The sequence below is a fragment of the Streptomyces sp. NPDC043726 genome, from assembly GCF_056436565.1.
In genome coordinates this window covers 121,711-135,602 of the sequence record NZ_JBWKCI010000010.1, presented here as the reverse complement: position 1 = coordinate 135,602, position 13,892 = coordinate 121,711, and the positions used below count along the sequence as shown (strand labels likewise).

Annotated in this window: 11 protein-coding genes and 1 other RNA gene; 6 read left to right on the top strand and 6 right to left on the bottom strand. The window is 68.5% G+C overall.

The window, feature by feature from the left end; translation table 11 throughout:
- Positions 1-51: 51 nt before the first annotated feature.
- The 3 genes from AC068Z_RS28115 to AC068Z_RS28105 are packed head-to-tail and all read left to right on the top strand — an operon-like array spanning position 52 to position 2,842.
- Positions 52-891, top strand: coding sequence for a Nif3-like dinuclear metal center hexameric protein (locus AC068Z_RS28115; RefSeq protein ID WP_478561350.1), 840 nt, complete (start codon positions 52-54; stop codon positions 889-891).
- On the top strand, positions 888-1,631 hold the full coding sequence (locus tag AC068Z_RS28110; protein WP_478562072.1) for a zinc ribbon domain-containing protein: 744 nt from the start codon (positions 888-890) through the stop codon (positions 1,629-1,631). The genes AC068Z_RS28115 and AC068Z_RS28110 overlap by 4 nt, the downstream gene beginning before the upstream one ends.
- 11 nt (positions 1,632-1,642) lie before the next feature.
- Entirely contained in the window at positions 1,643-2,842 is a 1,200-nt protein-coding gene (locus AC068Z_RS28105; protein ID WP_478561347.1) for a bifunctional RNase H/acid phosphatase, read from the top strand.
- On the opposite strand, the gene eda is transcribed toward AC068Z_RS28105, so the two are convergent.
- Together eda and yaaA are read right to left on the bottom strand one after the other, a co-directional pair.
- Entirely contained in the window at positions 2,817-3,449 is a 633-nt protein-coding gene (gene eda, locus AC068Z_RS28100) for a bifunctional 4-hydroxy-2-oxoglutarate aldolase/2-dehydro-3-deoxy-phosphogluconate aldolase (RefSeq protein ID WP_478561344.1), read from the bottom strand. The two genes, AC068Z_RS28105 and eda, sit on opposite strands and share 26 nt — an antisense overlap.
- 72 nt (positions 3,450-3,521) lie before the next feature.
- Entirely contained in the window at positions 3,522-4,304 is a 783-nt protein-coding gene (gene yaaA, locus AC068Z_RS28095) for a peroxide stress protein YaaA (RefSeq protein ID WP_478561341.1), read from the bottom strand.
- A gap of 76 nt (positions 4,305-4,380) precedes the next feature.
- On the opposite strand from yaaA, the gene AC068Z_RS28090 reads away from it, so the two are divergent.
- A complete protein-coding gene (locus AC068Z_RS28090) occupies positions 4,381-5,817 on the top strand; it encodes an RNB domain-containing ribonuclease (protein WP_478561338.1) in 1,437 nt (478 codons plus the stop codon).
- On the opposite strand, the gene AC068Z_RS28085 is transcribed toward AC068Z_RS28090, so the two are convergent.
- Positions 5,768-6,544 (bottom strand): MerR family transcriptional regulator, encoded by a 777-nt coding sequence (locus AC068Z_RS28085; RefSeq protein WP_478561335.1) that lies wholly within the window; start codon positions 6,542-6,544, stop codon positions 5,768-5,770. The genes AC068Z_RS28090 and AC068Z_RS28085 overlap by 50 nt on opposite strands.
- A gap of 113 nt (positions 6,545-6,657) precedes the next feature.
- Between AC068Z_RS28085 and AC068Z_RS28080 the strand changes: the two genes are divergently transcribed.
- Both AC068Z_RS28080 and rnpB read left to right on the top strand, forming a co-directional pair.
- Complete coding sequence (locus AC068Z_RS28080; protein WP_478561332.1) at positions 6,658-7,239, top strand: Uma2 family endonuclease; 582 nt, start codon at positions 6,658-6,660, stop codon at positions 7,237-7,239.
- A 33-nt stretch (positions 7,240-7,272) separates the two neighbouring features.
- An RNA gene (gene rnpB / locus AC068Z_RS28075) (RNase P RNA component class A) lies at positions 7,273-7,677 on the top strand.
- Between the two features lie 464 nt (positions 7,678-8,141).
- On the opposite strand, the gene AC068Z_RS28070 is transcribed toward rnpB, so the two are convergent.
- From AC068Z_RS28070 to AC068Z_RS28060, 3 genes are all read right to left on the bottom strand, one after another.
- On the bottom strand, positions 8,142-9,200 hold the full coding sequence (locus AC068Z_RS28070; protein WP_478561329.1) for a hypothetical protein: 1,059 nt from the start codon (positions 9,198-9,200) through the stop codon (positions 8,142-8,144).
- Between the two features lie 71 nt (positions 9,201-9,271).
- Complete coding sequence (locus AC068Z_RS28065; RefSeq protein WP_478561326.1) at positions 9,272-9,739, bottom strand: hypothetical protein; 468 nt, start codon at positions 9,737-9,739, stop codon at positions 9,272-9,274.
- 151 nt (positions 9,740-9,890) lie between these two features.
- Complete coding sequence (locus AC068Z_RS28060) at positions 9,891-13,127, bottom strand: type ISP restriction/modification enzyme (RefSeq protein WP_478561323.1); 3,237 nt, start codon at positions 13,125-13,127, stop codon at positions 9,891-9,893.
- Positions 13,128-13,892 lie beyond the last annotated feature (765 nt).

Sequence of the window (13,892 nt, the reverse complement as noted above, 5' to 3'; positions counted from 1 at the left end):
ACGGCACAGGGACGGTTCTACGGCGCAGAACAGGCAGGTAGCCTTTTCCCCGTGCCCCGTCTGTCTGAAGTCATCGCCGCGCTGGAGACCCTGTGGCCCGCCGAGCGGGCCGAGTCCTGGGACGCGGTCGGCACCGTGGTGGGCGACCCCGACCAGGAGGTCGCCCGGGTCCTGTTCGCGGTCGACCCGGTCCAGGAGATCGTCGACGAGGCCGTGAAGCTGGACGCCGACCTGCTCGTCACCCACCACCCGCTCTATCTGCGCGGTACGACGACGGTCGCGGCCTCGCACTTCAAGGGCCGCGTCGTGCACACGCTGATCAAGAACGACATCGCGCTGCACGTCGCCCACACCAACGCCGACACCGCCGACCCCGGGGTGAGCGACGCCCTCGCCGGCGCGCTGGACCTCAGGGTCGTGGGGCCGCTGGTGCCGGACGCGAGCGACTCGACCGGACGCCGCGGCCTCGGCCGTATCTGCGAACTCGACCACCCGGTGACCGTCCGCGAGCTGGCCGACCGCGCCGCAGCCCGGCTGCCCGCCACCGCGCAGGGCATCCGCGTCGCCGGCGACCCCGACGCGACCGTCCGCAGGATCGCCGTGAGCGGTGGCTCCGGCGACAGCCTGTTCGACGTCGTGCGCGCCGCTGGCGTCGACGCCTTCCTCACCGCGGACCTGCGCCACCACCCGGCCTCCGAGGCCGTCGCCCAAACACCTCTCGCGCTGCTCGATGCGGCGCACTGGGCCACCGAGTGGCCCTGGTGCGAGCTGGCCGCCGCCCAGCTCGACGAGATTTCCGACCGCCATGGCTGGGACCTTCGCGTCCACGTCTCGAAGACGGTCACCGACCCCTGGACCAGTCACTCCCCTTCACCTGGAGCCCCCAACTGAACGCCGCGCCCGCCGACCAGATCCGACTTCTCGACGTCCAGGCCCTCGACGTCCGCCTCCAGCAGCTCGCGCACAAGCGCAAGTCGCTGCCCGAGCACGCCGAGATCGAGTCGCTGAGCAAGGACCTCACGCAGCTGCGCGACCTGCTGGTGGCCGCGCAGACCGAGGAGAGCGACACCGCCCGCGAGCAGACCAAGGCCGAGCAGGACGTCGACCAGGTCCGCCAGCGCGCCGTCCGCGACCAGCAGCGCCTCGACTCCGGCGCCATCACCTCCCCGAAGGACCTGGAGAACCTCCAGCGCGAGATCGCCTCCCTCGCCAAGCGCCAGGGCGACCTGGAGGACGTGGTCCTGGAGGTCATGGAGCGCCGTGAGTCCGCGCAGGAGCGGGTCGCCGAGCTGACCGAGCGGGTCGGCTCGGTGCAGGGCAGGATCGACGACGCGACCGCCCGCCGGGACGCGTCGTTCGAGTCCCTGGACTCCGAAGCGGCCACGGTCACGAAGGAGCGCGAGGTCATCGCGGGTGCCATCCCGGCCGACCTCCTCAAGCTCTACGACAAGCTGCGCGGGCAGCAGGGCGGCATCGGGGCGGCGAAGCTGTACCAGCGCACCTGCCAGGGCTGCCGCCAGGAGCTGTCGATCACCGACATCAACGAGATCCGCGCGGCGGCGCCCGACACCGTGGTGCGCTGCGAGAACTGCCGACGCATCCTGGTGCGTACGTCCGAGTCGGGCCTGTAGGAGCTTTTCCGGTGCGGGAGTTCATCGTCGAGGCGGACGGCGGGTCACGGGGCAACCCGGGGCCTGCGGGCTACGGAGCGGTGGTCTGCGACGCCGCGACGGGGGAGACCCTGGCGGAACGCTCCGAGTTCCTGGGCGTGGTCACGAACAACGTGGCCGAGTACCGAGGACTGGTCGCGGGCCTGCGCGCGGCCCACGAACTGGACCCCACGGCCAAGGTCCACGTCCGCATGGACTCCAAGCTGGTGGTCGAGCAGATGTCGGGTCGCTGGAAGATCAAACACCCCGACATGAAGCCGCTGGCGATGGAGGCTTCCCGGGTGTTCCCGGCGGAGCGGGTGACGTACGAGTGGATTCCCCGGGAGCAGAACAAGCGGGCGGATCGGCTGGCGAATGTGGCGATGGACGCGGGCACCGCTGGAACGCCGGCGGCTGTGACGGCCGAGGCTGAGGTGGGGGCCACGAGGGCCGAGGACGCTGATGTGCGGGCCGCGAAGACCGAGGTCGATGTCCGGGCCGCCAAGGCCAACGCCGATGTGCGGGCCGCGAAGGCCGTCGCCGCCCCCGGTTGGGCTCCCGCCGACATGGGGGCGCCCGCCACCTTCGTACTGCTGCGGCACGGGGAGACCGCGCTCACCCCGCAGAAGCGGTTCTCGGGAAGCGGGGGCAGCGATCCGGCCCTGTCCGAGGTGGGCCGGGACCAGGCAGAGCGGGTCGCTGTCGCGCTCGCCAGGCGGGGGACCGTACAGGCAATCGTGGCGTCCCCCCTCGCTCGTACCCGGCAGACCGCCCAGGCCGTAGCCGACCGCCTTGGCCTCGAGGTGACCCTCGAAGAGGGCCTGCGGGAGACGGACTTCGGTGCCTGGGAGGGCCTCACCTTCGGCGAGGTCCGCGACCGCTACCCGGACGACCTCAACGCCTGGCTGGCCGACCCCGAGGCCCGCCCCACCGGCCAGGGCGAAAGCTTCGCCGAGACCGCCACCCGCATCGCCGCCACCCGCGACAAGCTGGTCGCCGCCTACGCGGGCCGCACGGTCCTCCTGGTCAGCCACGTCACACCGATCAAGACCTTCCTACGGCTGGCCCTGGGCGCCCCGCCCGAGTCCCTGTTCCGCATGGAACTCTCGGCGGCCTCTCTGTCGGCGGTGGCGTACTACGCCGACGGCAACGCGAGCGTACGGCTCTTCAACGACACCTCGCACCTGCGCTGAGCCCCGCCGCCGCCCGGGCCAGCGCCTCGACACGCGCCCAGTCCCGCGCGGCGACGGCGTCCGCGGGAAGCATCCAACTCCCGCCGACGCAGCCGACGTTGGGCAGGGCCAGATACTCCGACGCGGAATCGGGCCCGATCCCCCCGGTAGGACAGAACCGCGCCTGCGGCAGGGGCCCGGCCAGCGACTTCAGGTAGGCGGTCCCACCGGCGGCCTGCGCCGGGAAGAACTTCATCTCCCGCACCCCACGCTCCAACAGCGCGACAACCTCGGACGTAGTGGAAACCCCCGGCAGGAAGGGCACCCCGGACGCCCGCATCGCCTCCAGCAGTACGTCCGTCCAGCCCGGGCTGACGAGGAACCGCGCCCCGGCCCCGACCGCCGCAGCCACCTGCTCCGGCGTGATGACGGTCCCCGCGCCGACGACGGCGTCCGGCACTTCGCCGCTGATGGCCCGTATCGCGTCGAGCGCTCCCGGCGTCCGCAGGGTCACCTCGATCGCGGGCAACCCCCCGGCGACGAGCGCCCGCGCGAGGGGTACGGCGTCGGCGGGGTCCTCGATCACGACGACGGGCACGACGGGGGCAAGGTCAAGCACGGAGGTCATGCGGACATCCTGCCGCTGCGATGCAAGGTGCGCAAAGACCGTTGCACATCTTGCAATAACCCGGCTTTGGACTCAGTGGATCTCGTCCACCAGGACATCCAGCGACCAGGCGGTACCCGACTTCTTAGGGGCCTCGGCCTCCACCACGTACCCGAGATCCCGCAACGCCTCCACCAGCTCGGCGGGCCCGCCCGGCCGCACCCCGCCCGCCAGCAGACTCCGTACGATCCGCCCCTTGGTCGCCTTGTTGAAGTGGCTGACGACCTTGCGGGTCGGCGCGTGCAGCACCCGCACGCTCGCCGTTCGCCCGGCAACCTCACCCTTGGGCTTCCAGGCAGCCGCGTAAGCCGCAGACCGCAGATCGAGCACCAGGCCGTCCCCCGCGACCTCGGGAAGCGTCGCCGCCATGGCCGTACGCCAATGAGCACCCAGCGCACCAAGCCCCGGCAGCTTCACGCCCATCGAGCAGCGATATGAGGGAATCTTGTCGTTGACGTGGACCGCACCCCACAGTCCGGAGAAGACGAGCAGCGACCGAGCGGCCCGCTTCTTCGCGGCGGCGTCGAGGGAGGAGAGCCCGAGGGCGTCGTAGAGGACACCGGTGTAAATCTCCCCGGCAGGCCGCGCCCCGGCGGTTCGGAGCCCGCCATTCTTGGCGACCTCTCCCCGCAGCCCCTCACTCAGCCCGAGCACCTCGCGCGCCTTCTCCTCGTCCCCGAGGCACAGCTCGACGAGCTCGTCGAGGACGGCCGCACGCGCCTCGGTGAGCCCCGGCAGCGACAACGACTCCAGCTTCAGCGGTGCGCCACGGCCGGAGGACGCCTTGCCTTCGGAGGGCGGCAGCAGGACAAGCACGGGTGGATCTCCTTCTGTAGAGCTCGGCCACAGCGTACGGCGTGCCACCCGAGGCCCCCCGCCCTACGCTCGCTGTATGCCCCGCCGCCACATCCGCGTGACCGGCGCCCCCGAAGCCCCCCTCCGGGCCGCCCTCACCGCGCTGCGCACCGAACTCGACATCGCCGAGACCTTCCCACCGGAGGCCCTGGCGGAGGCCGAACGCACAGCGAGGGACCCCTCCCTCCCCCTGGACGACGCGACGGACGTCCCTCTCTTCACGATCGACCCACCCACCTCCACGGACCTCGACCAGGCGATGCACCTGTCCCGGAAGGGCACGGGCTACCGGATCCGGTACGCCATCGCGGACGTAGCGGCCTTCGTAGTACCGGGCTCCTCACTGGACGCGGAGACCCACCGCCGAGTACTGACCCTGTACTTCCCGGACACCCGCATCCCGCTCCACCCGGCCCTGCTGAGCGAGGGCGCGGCGAGCCTGCTGCCAGGCCAGACGCGCCCGGCGGTGCTATGGACTCTCGACCTGGACGCGGAGGGCCGCCCGCTCGCCGTGGACGTCCGTCGCTCCCTGGTCCGCAGCCGCGCGAAGCTCGACTACGCGGGCGTACAGAAGGAGATTGACGACGGTACGGCGGAGGAGCCGCTGGCGCTGCTGGCGGAGGTCGGCCGGCTGAGGGAGGGCCTGGAGGTGGCGAGGGGCGGAATCTCTCTCAACGTCCCCGAGCAGGAGGTGGTGGAGCGGAACGGCGGCTACGAACTGAGCTTCCGCGCCCCGCTCCCCACGGAGGGCTGGAACGCCCAGATCTCCCTCCTGACGGGAATGGCGGCGGCGGACCTGATGCTCGGCTACGGCACGGGAGTGCTGCGCACGCTCCCGGCGGCCCCGGACGGAGCGGTGGGCCGCCTGCGCCGTACCGCGACGGCCCTGCACATCGACTGGCCGCACCACGTGTCGTACGCGGCACTGGTCCGCTCACTGGACCCGGCGGTCCCGCACCACGCCGCGTTCCTGCAGGAGTGCACGACGCTGCTGAGGGGCGCGGGCTACACGGTCTTCCGAGACGGGGACATTCCGGAGATCGCCACGCACTCGGCGGTAGCGGCCCCGTACACCCACTGCACGGCCCCCCTCCGCCGCCTGGCCGACCGCTACGCGACGGAGCTGTGCCTGGCGGCGGCGACGGGTTCGTCGGCCCCGGACTGGGTCCTGGCGGCGCTGGAGGCGCTGCCGAAGGAGATGGCGGACGGTTCGCGGAGGGCGGGGACGGTGGAACGCGCATGCGTGGACACGGTCGAGGCGGCCCTACTCCAGGACAGGGTGGGAGAGACCTTCGACGCGTACGTGGTGGACGTGACGGAACGCGACCCGAACGTGGGCACGGTCCAGCTGAGATCCCCGGCGGTGATCGCGAGGGTGGAGGGGAAGGCCCCTCTGCCGCTGGGCGAACCCCTCCGCGTACGCCTCACCCGGGCGGACCCGACGACGGCGAAGGTCCTGTTCGCTCCTGTGTGAGCATGCGAATGGTCCGCCGGATGGCTTCGGCCTGGGCGGGGGCGAAGTCGGCGTAGAGGGCACGGAGGAAGCTGCTGTCGTGATCGACGGGAGCCTCGGGAACGAGCTCACCGGGCAGACAGTCGACGAGGGCGCGGGCGGCCTGGTCGACCCGAGGATCATCGATGGAGGCGTCGGCGAGCTCATCAAGCAGCGAGTAGGCGGCGCGGGCGCGCTCGATGCCGTCGGGGGTGGTGAAGCTGCTGCTGAGGAGGGAGCTGAGCCGGGCTCGATCGTCGGGATCGGCGGTGGTCTCGATGAGGGCGAGGATCTCGCGATCCTTGAGTGCCATAGGGGAGTGGGAGAGATGCTCGGTCGTACGAAAAAGGTCGGCAAGCTCGGCGGAGACGGGCCCTTCTGAACTCACCCCACCCTCGATGAGCCCCCGCAACCGCGCGCGCCGCTCCTGCAGGGCAGCCTCCTGCTGAGCGAGATCTTCATCAAGCTCGGCAAGGACCTCGAGGAGATCTTTCCCGACGTCATCGGCAAGCACATCGCGCACTTCCCCGAGCCCGAGCCCCAGCTCGGTGAGCCGCCGAATCCGCGCGAGCAGGACGGCATGCCGGAGTGTGTAGTCGCGATACCCATTGCCGAGCCGCTGCGGCTCTGGCAACAGCCCCAGGTGGTGATAGTGCCGGACGGTGCGCGTGGTTACGCCCACGGCTTCGGCGAGCTCTCCGATGCGCATGGGACCAGTAGAAACCTTGACGTGGCGGGAGGGTCAAGCGGAGGGCTCTCGTAGGAGTGATCTTGCGGGGTTCGGTTCGTGGGGGCGGCGCGCTTGGTCCCGTATGGGATGCCATGACGACCACCCAGGACCCGATCACCCAGAAGATCCTGCTGGACTGGATTGCCGAGCTGGAGACCCCGGAGGGTCTCAGGGCGGAGCTCATCGAGGGAGAGGTCGTGGTGACGCCGGTGCCGGACGGACACCACGAGCACTGCATCAGCCGGATCGTGGGGCAGGTGTACGAGCGCTCCGCGACGGAGATGCAGTTCTCCGCCAACAAGGGCCTGAGACTGGGAAGCGCGGAGGGCTACCCGCAGGATCACGTGATCCCGGACGGCACGTTCGCCCCGAAGGACCTTCGTCTGTACCGAGGAGCGGATCCGTGGATGCCGTGCGAGGGCGTGGCAATGGTGCTGGAGGTGACGTCCGGGAAACCGTGGCCGCAGACGGACCGAGAGATCAAGCGCCGCTGCTATGCCCGACCCGGCATCCCCGTGTACCTCTTGGTGGACCGAGAGACCGGCTGGACCACAGTGTTCTGGTCTCCCGCAGACTCGGCGGACTACCAGGAACTCCGCGCCGCAGCCTTCGGCAAGCCCTTGCCCCTCCCGGAGCCGCTGGCTTTCGACCTGGAGACCACGGACTTTCTCTGACCCGGCGCCCGGTACCATGGTCGACACGGCAGACGAGCCGGGCGGGCGGCCGCGTGGAGTCCCTTAGGGGGCTTCCCGAGGAACGTCCGGGCTCCACAGGGCAGGGTGGTGGCTAACGGCCACCCGGGGTGACCCGCGGGACAGTGCCACAGAAAGCAAACCGCCGGGGACCGAAAGGCCCTCGGTAAGGGTGAAACGGTGGTGTAAGAGACCACCAGTGCCCAGGGTGACCTGGGCAGCTAGGTAAACCCCACCCGGAGCAAGGTCAAGAGGAGCGCCGTAAGAAGCGCTCTGCGCGGACGTTCGAGGGCTGCCCGCCCGAGTCCGCGGGTAGACCGCACGAGACCGGTGGCAACACCGGTCCTAGATGGATGGCCGTCACTCCGACGTCCGCGAGGACCCGGAGAACAGAACCCGGCGTACAGCCCGACTCGTCTGCCGCTAAGCGGTTCTGGCCGGCGGATCTGCGGGGCCGAAGTCCTTTCCCCTCGCGTTCAGGGCTGGGACCACCCCGCTCCGCGCCGGTTCAGGCGGGGGGCGCCGAACGGCGGCTTCGGTTTCTGACCTGTAGGGAAGCGACCTCTGTCAGAAACCGGGCGGTCCCGATGCGACGGTTGATGAATCTGCGAAACCCTGGCTGGTCGGCCTGGACCCTTCGCGCAGCCGTGCCCATTACCGCGCGGAGGCGGGCGGCTGAGCTATTCGATCCGTCACCACGCCGACCGCGTCGGTACGCCCGCGCTGGCTCCGACCAAGTCACCTCACCGCCTGTCACTCTTGGGCATGGAGCAAGCCGGGCGCCGCCTGCGAGGCATTCCGCGCCGAGCGGGGGATCTGTTGTGCTGAGGGGAGCACGAGCGTGATCCACGAGGCCCTGCACGGCGACCCGCGCACCGTGACGATCAGCAGGTCAGGTCGCCAGTGAGGCCCGGTTCGTTCTTGTCGGTCGAGAGCAGGATCTGCTTGATCTTTCCGGTGTAGGCGCCCACGGCGCCGTCGGAGGTCGCGCCGTCGGAATAATAGATGGCGCTGGCCCATGGTTCGGCGTCCTTCTTGAGTTCGGCCACGACGTCCTTGAGCCGGTCCGACCTGAAGTTGATGTTCAGGCACGCGCCTTCCAGGTAGGACCAGTCGGCGTTGCTGCCCTCGGTCTCCTCGTCCGGCGAGGCATCCGAGGGGAGAAGGGTGAGCACGACGTCCCGGGCCCGAGTCTCGCCGACCGGAGCGGCGAACACGATGTTCATGCTGATGAGGTGCTTCTTGAGGCTCTTGGCTGGTGGCACTGTGGCGCATACGACCGCGTCCTCGGCAATCCGGTAGGCCAGCGGGTCACCAAACGACTGTCCCGTCTGGCGTGCGCAGGCCTTGGACCAGGAGACACGCGGATAACGCGCGTCCCACCATGACAGCGGGGAGGCCAACCCTCGGCCACCGTGGGCGTCCTGGGCGGCTCCGCCTAGGCTCTGCTTCGGCAGCACGGCCTCCTTGTACGGGGCGACATGCGGGCAGAACTCGGTCCGCAGGAAGTCCGCCATCGCGGCAGCTTGCTCCTCGGAGGCCCCGGCGCTCATGTCCGAGGCCTGAATACCTTCCCAAGTACGGTGCCCTACCGTCACGTTGCGGCACGTCTCGACCTGCGTGGTCGCCAGCCGCCGCCGGGACCCTAGGTCCGTCGCCACGTCCTCGCCGAGACCGTAACCGTTGGCATCGCCGACCTCGCCGAGCTGGTTCACCAGGTCGTCACCGACACCGGCAGCACGCAGGAAGTCGACGACCGACGTGTCGTCCTCCGCAGTCCCGGCGGATGCCGCATCGTTTACCGCGGACGGCTGCGCGCTTGCCGCCGCGGCGGTCGACGAGGGGGCCGCTGCAGCGGAGTCGTCATCGCTTCCGCAGCCGACGAGCGCGAGTGCCGAGAGGGTCAGTAGTGAGGTGGCGACGGCGCGACGAACAGGGCGCACTGGCTGGACTCCGCGAGAGGGGCACATGGTAGGGAATCAGGTACGGCAGACAGAAGAGCCGGAGGCCTGCGTCAGGCTTCACCGAGGCGCTGAACGGCCGCCTTGATCGAGGCGAGTTCGTTCATGAGCCGGTCGACGGCGGTGTCCAGGAGCAATATGGGGTCGTGGGCGGACCAGAAGCGGACGAGCTCGGCCAGTTCGCTGTCCCAGTACGTGTCTGGATCGTTCACCGGGAGGTTTAGATCCCGGGCCAGTTCCACGAAGCCCGGACCGGGCACGCGGGAGTCCTGCGACACGACCAGGGCGGACAGCATGGGTCGGCCATGCTCCACCTCGTACCTGCTGACGCGCCCCAGCGCGGGGAACAGCGTGCGGAAAGGCGGCCGACTCATCCCGGTGTTGAAACCCTCGGGGTCAATCAGCAGCCCCAACTCCTTGTACGTCAGACACGCCTCGCGCGGTATTGCCGCGTCGGCCTCACGCGCGCGGGCGCTGAGGACACGGCGGATGTCGCATTCGGTCGGTGTCAGGGTGATCACGACTACTCCAGGAGTGCAACGGCCTGTCGGGCGTGCGTTCGTAAACGATGGCCCGTGGGCTGCGGTAAATGTACGGCACCGGGCATTCCTGCGGAAGTAGTTCTATTTCATGGGACGTTCCGCTGGTCAGTGTGCATGAGGCGGGCGCCGGTCAGTGCGGGAAGTCGAGGGCCTCCTGGCCGGCCCCAGGGGTGCGCCGAGACTGCCGGGGCGGCTTCGGTTCCTTGGTCGCGTAGGTGGGTACGGGCAGGACGCCCTCGTGACGGAGATCGTCGGTGGTAATGAGCGGGCCGCTGCTCACGACATCCAGGAGCCGGGCCTGCCGGGGTTCAAGAGCTACGAGGAGCCCGAGCGCGTTGATGAGTTCCAGCAGGTCAACAGTCCACCGACCAGGCCAGGTCAGGGGCAGGATGTCGTTCAACGGGGTCTGCCGTTCCACATCCGGTTTGAGCTTGCGGAAGCTGAACCACTTGCGGATCACCTGCACGCCGCCGATCCGGTACTCCCAGGCTTCAGGAGCCACATTGCGTACGACGCCGGTGCCGACGGTGAGCGTTCGTGTCGTCGCGTCGTAGGAGATGCTGTCCGGCAGCCCGGCGTCCTCTCCGATCTCGCCGTCACATTCGGGTCGCTCCGCCGAGGGGAGTCTCGGGGCCGAACCGGGCGGGCTGTCGCGGTGGTGAGAAGCGAAACGCCGGCCGTAGGTGTGGATCCATATCGTGCGTCTACCGACTTCCACCACCTCTGCCCATAACGCCGAGTCACGCGTCAGGGGGATGCGGGCGCCTCGCTCGGCCAGGTGCGTGGCGAAGCGGCGGGTATAGCCGCTGTGGCCGGCTATCCCCGCGATGTACGCGAGGAGGTCTTCGGCGGTGACCGTCACGCCGTGCGTTCTGGTGAGCAGTTGAAGCAGCCCGGGTGTCACGTTCGGTTCGGGTAGGTGGGGGTGGCGGTAGAGGGGAGCGACGCGGCCGCCTTCGGTGCCTTTGAAGTGATGGACGTCGGGCAGAAGGGCAGTGAAGGTCACTGCCGGGCCGGGGCGAACCGACTCTGTGTGGAGTTCGGAAAGGTAGATCTGACGCTCGTCGTTGTGGGCGAACCACAAGGACGGTCGCGGTCGGTCGATCACTCGCCGGTCCGCGATGATGTACTGCCGGTCGAGAGTCATCCGTCCGTATCGGACGATGACCGGTGCTGTCTCCCTCTCCTCGGCGAGAGTGCCGTGCTCCGGCCGTCCGGGTAAAGGCGGTTCCAGCTTGTCCGGGCGACGGTCTCTGGTGCTCTTCATCAGCGCCGCTTTGGCCTCTGCTGGCGCCTGAACGAGCCTGCGCCAGCGCCGTTCCAGGACCTCCTCGCTGGGTGAGACCGGCCAACTGCGGTTGTTCGTGTTACCGGTGCTCGTCCAGGGAAGCAGGGCGTTCACTGGCGGCATGGCTGACCACTCGGAACCGGACATGATGTGAAAAGGGGCAGTCCACTGCGTGGGGCAGAGTTGCCAGGAAGTCCCGTTCCGATGACCCTCGATGCCGAGCCCGTCCAGCCAGCCGAACTTCTCTTCGCGCGTCCCTGCGGGGACGTCGAGTCGCCATACCTGTGCCGGGTTCTTCGGATCAGGGGAACCCCGGCGGACAAAGACAGCGATGCAGACCTCGCGTTTCACGTCCTGAAAGACACGGGTGCGTGTGTCGGAATAGGGACCCTCGGGGGAGAGGCCGATGACCCAGCCCTCGTCGGCCGCCTCGCGTAAGTAGTGGCGCATGCCGGCCGCGCCCTCACTGTCCAGGAACCCGGAGTTGGTGATGAGAGCGACGATTCCGCTCGGCGCTTTCGGCGTGCCCGAAGCTGTCACCTGGTCGAAGACTTTCCAGGTGGACCAGGCCCAGAAATACACATAGAGGTTGTCCAGGGCGTAGCCGATGCGGCCGTTGTCCTCCGGGTGGAAGCGCGCGAGGATCGGGCCTTGGTCGTTCGGATTGCCTTCGGTGACCCAGCGGCCGACCCCTGACTGCTTCGCGCCGCGCAAGTAGGGAGGGTTGCCGATGACCACCATGACTTTCTCCTCCGCTTTGACCTTGTTGGCCATGCGGCGGTGTCGGGCGATCGCTTCGTACATCAGGCCCAGATGATGCTCGACGGATGGATCGTCGAGCGTGTCGGCCACGAGAAGCCGTGGTGGGTGACGCGTCACGTCGGTCTCATGGGCCTGGAACGCATGGTGCATACGGAGTTCGGCAACCGCATACGGCCCGGTCTGCTTCTCCAGTCCGACGAGCCGCTTCGAGAGTTCCCGCAGGAGGCCGGGTTTGAGGTGCCTGCCGTGCTTCAGCGCGAAGTACTTGGCTACGTGGTCAATAATGTTGATGAGGAAGGTCCCGGTACCCATGGCCGGGTCGACGACGGTCACCTCCTGGCTTCCGTACCCGTCTTCCTGGCCGAGCCGGTCGCGCAGCACCTCATCGGTGAACCTCACCATGAAGCGGACGGCCTCGCCGGGTGTGTAGTACGTCCCTGTCCGTCGGCGCAGTTCCGGGTCGTAGGCGCTCAGAAAGCCCTCGTACAAGTGGAGGTAGGTGTCTCCCGACTCGTCCTTGAACACCTTGGGGTCGACGGCGGACATCACGTCGATCAGCGGATCGATGATCCCTCGCAGGTCATCGAGGGCTTCGTCCGTGAGTACCGCCAGCGCCTTGCCCATCAGGGAGTGGCGTCTACCCAATCGGGTCGCGACCTCGGGGAGAGACAGTTTGTCCAGATCGATGTGGTGGAGACGGGCCAGCAGCACGGCAAAGGTGAGCGTCTGGCTGTAGTGGTCCGCGAACTCTTCCGGACGGGCATCGGGAAAGAGCAGATCCTTCCAGTTGGCGGCCAGGATCGAGAACGCCGCATCGGCCTCCCCGCTCTCCTCGCGGGTGAGACGCTCAGTGACCTCGTCGCGCAGGAGGGCACAGATTCCCGCGATGCGTTTGACCAGTTCGTCGATGCTGCCGTGGATGATGGGTGCCGGTAAGAAGAAGTGTGTGAGGGCACGCTCGAACCCGGATTCTGCAACGACGAGTTGCCCGCCCCCGGCCTCCAGATCGCCGATGAGGTGCCCGACAGGGCCGACTTGCTCGCCGAATCGGTAGACCGCCCACTGATATCCGTCGGTATACAGGACGTTGTGGAGGGACTTGATCTTCTCCCATTGCTTCCGGTCGTGGCTTTTCGTAGGCCACTTCTCCGGGTCGACTCCTTTGCCCGGCTGCTTCAGCTCGACGTGCCCGATCGTCCTGCCGCCGCAGCTGATCGCGAAGTCAGGGCGAATCCTGAGCTGCTTGACGCGACTCTGACCGTGGGCGATGAGTTTGAGCCGTTGCCGCAAGGCCATACCGCGCAGCAGATGCTCCACCGGTGCGGTGAGGCTCTCCTCTTTGCCGCTGTCTGCCCCGGCAGGACCTCGCCGCTTCGCTCTGACCTCCTGCCCGAACTGCGCGACGAGGTCTGCGACCGATCTGGTGGTGCCCTTTCCCGTCGAGACGTCCCCTCGTGACATCGGCCCCCCAAGGCTGCACCCACGCAGGTGATCAGACCCATACAGAATGCCCATGACGTGGCAACTGGCAAACACAGGACAAGTGTTGTGAAGGGGGCATGTGTGAAGCCTCGCCGATCTGTTGGCCCGCACATGCCTACCGGCAGGAACTCACCGGCGGAGTGTCGCTGAACGGCGTTTCGGCATTGGCGACTTCGCCAACTACTCGTCACCTCCGGAAACCTGCCGGGAGGCCGTCGTCCAGGCCGAGACACAGCTTTCCGGCACGTCGGGCGTAACCCGTGCTGTCGCCCTCGTCGTCGGCCCCATCCAACTAGCCTTGCAAGGTTCCCTGTTGCCAGGTAAACGAGCCCACCAAGCCGCCCCCGTCGTGCTGCGCCGACACGACCGCGGCGGCCTGCGAGGTGGGCCCAGCGAGTCGAGATGTTCCACACGGAGGACCGCATGGACCGCATCCACGAACTGACCTGCGGCTGACCCCTCCTGGTTGACCGGCCCCACCGTTTGCACAGCGAACTGAGCGACCCTGACCTGGTGTTGCACCGCATGGCTGGCCTGCGCACAGACAGTGCCGAGGCACGTTCCTTCGCCGAAGCGACCGGCAAGTACGCGGACCTGATG

Coding starts and splice junctions, on each gene's coding strand:
- AC068Z_RS28080 (WP_478561332.1), top strand. CDS start 6,658: ATGACGACCACCCAGGACCCGATCACCCAGAAGATCCTGCTGGACTGG.
- AC068Z_RS28085 (WP_478561335.1), bottom strand. CDS start 6,544: ATGCGCATCGGAGAGCTCGCCGAAGCCGTGGGCGTAACCACGCGCACC.
- AC068Z_RS28090 (WP_478561338.1), top strand. CDS start 4,381: ATGCCCCGCCGCCACATCCGCGTGACCGGCGCCCCCGAAGCCCCCCTC.
- eda (WP_478561344.1), bottom strand. CDS start 3,449: ATGACCTCCGTGCTTGACCTTGCCCCCGTCGTGCCCGTCGTCGTGATC.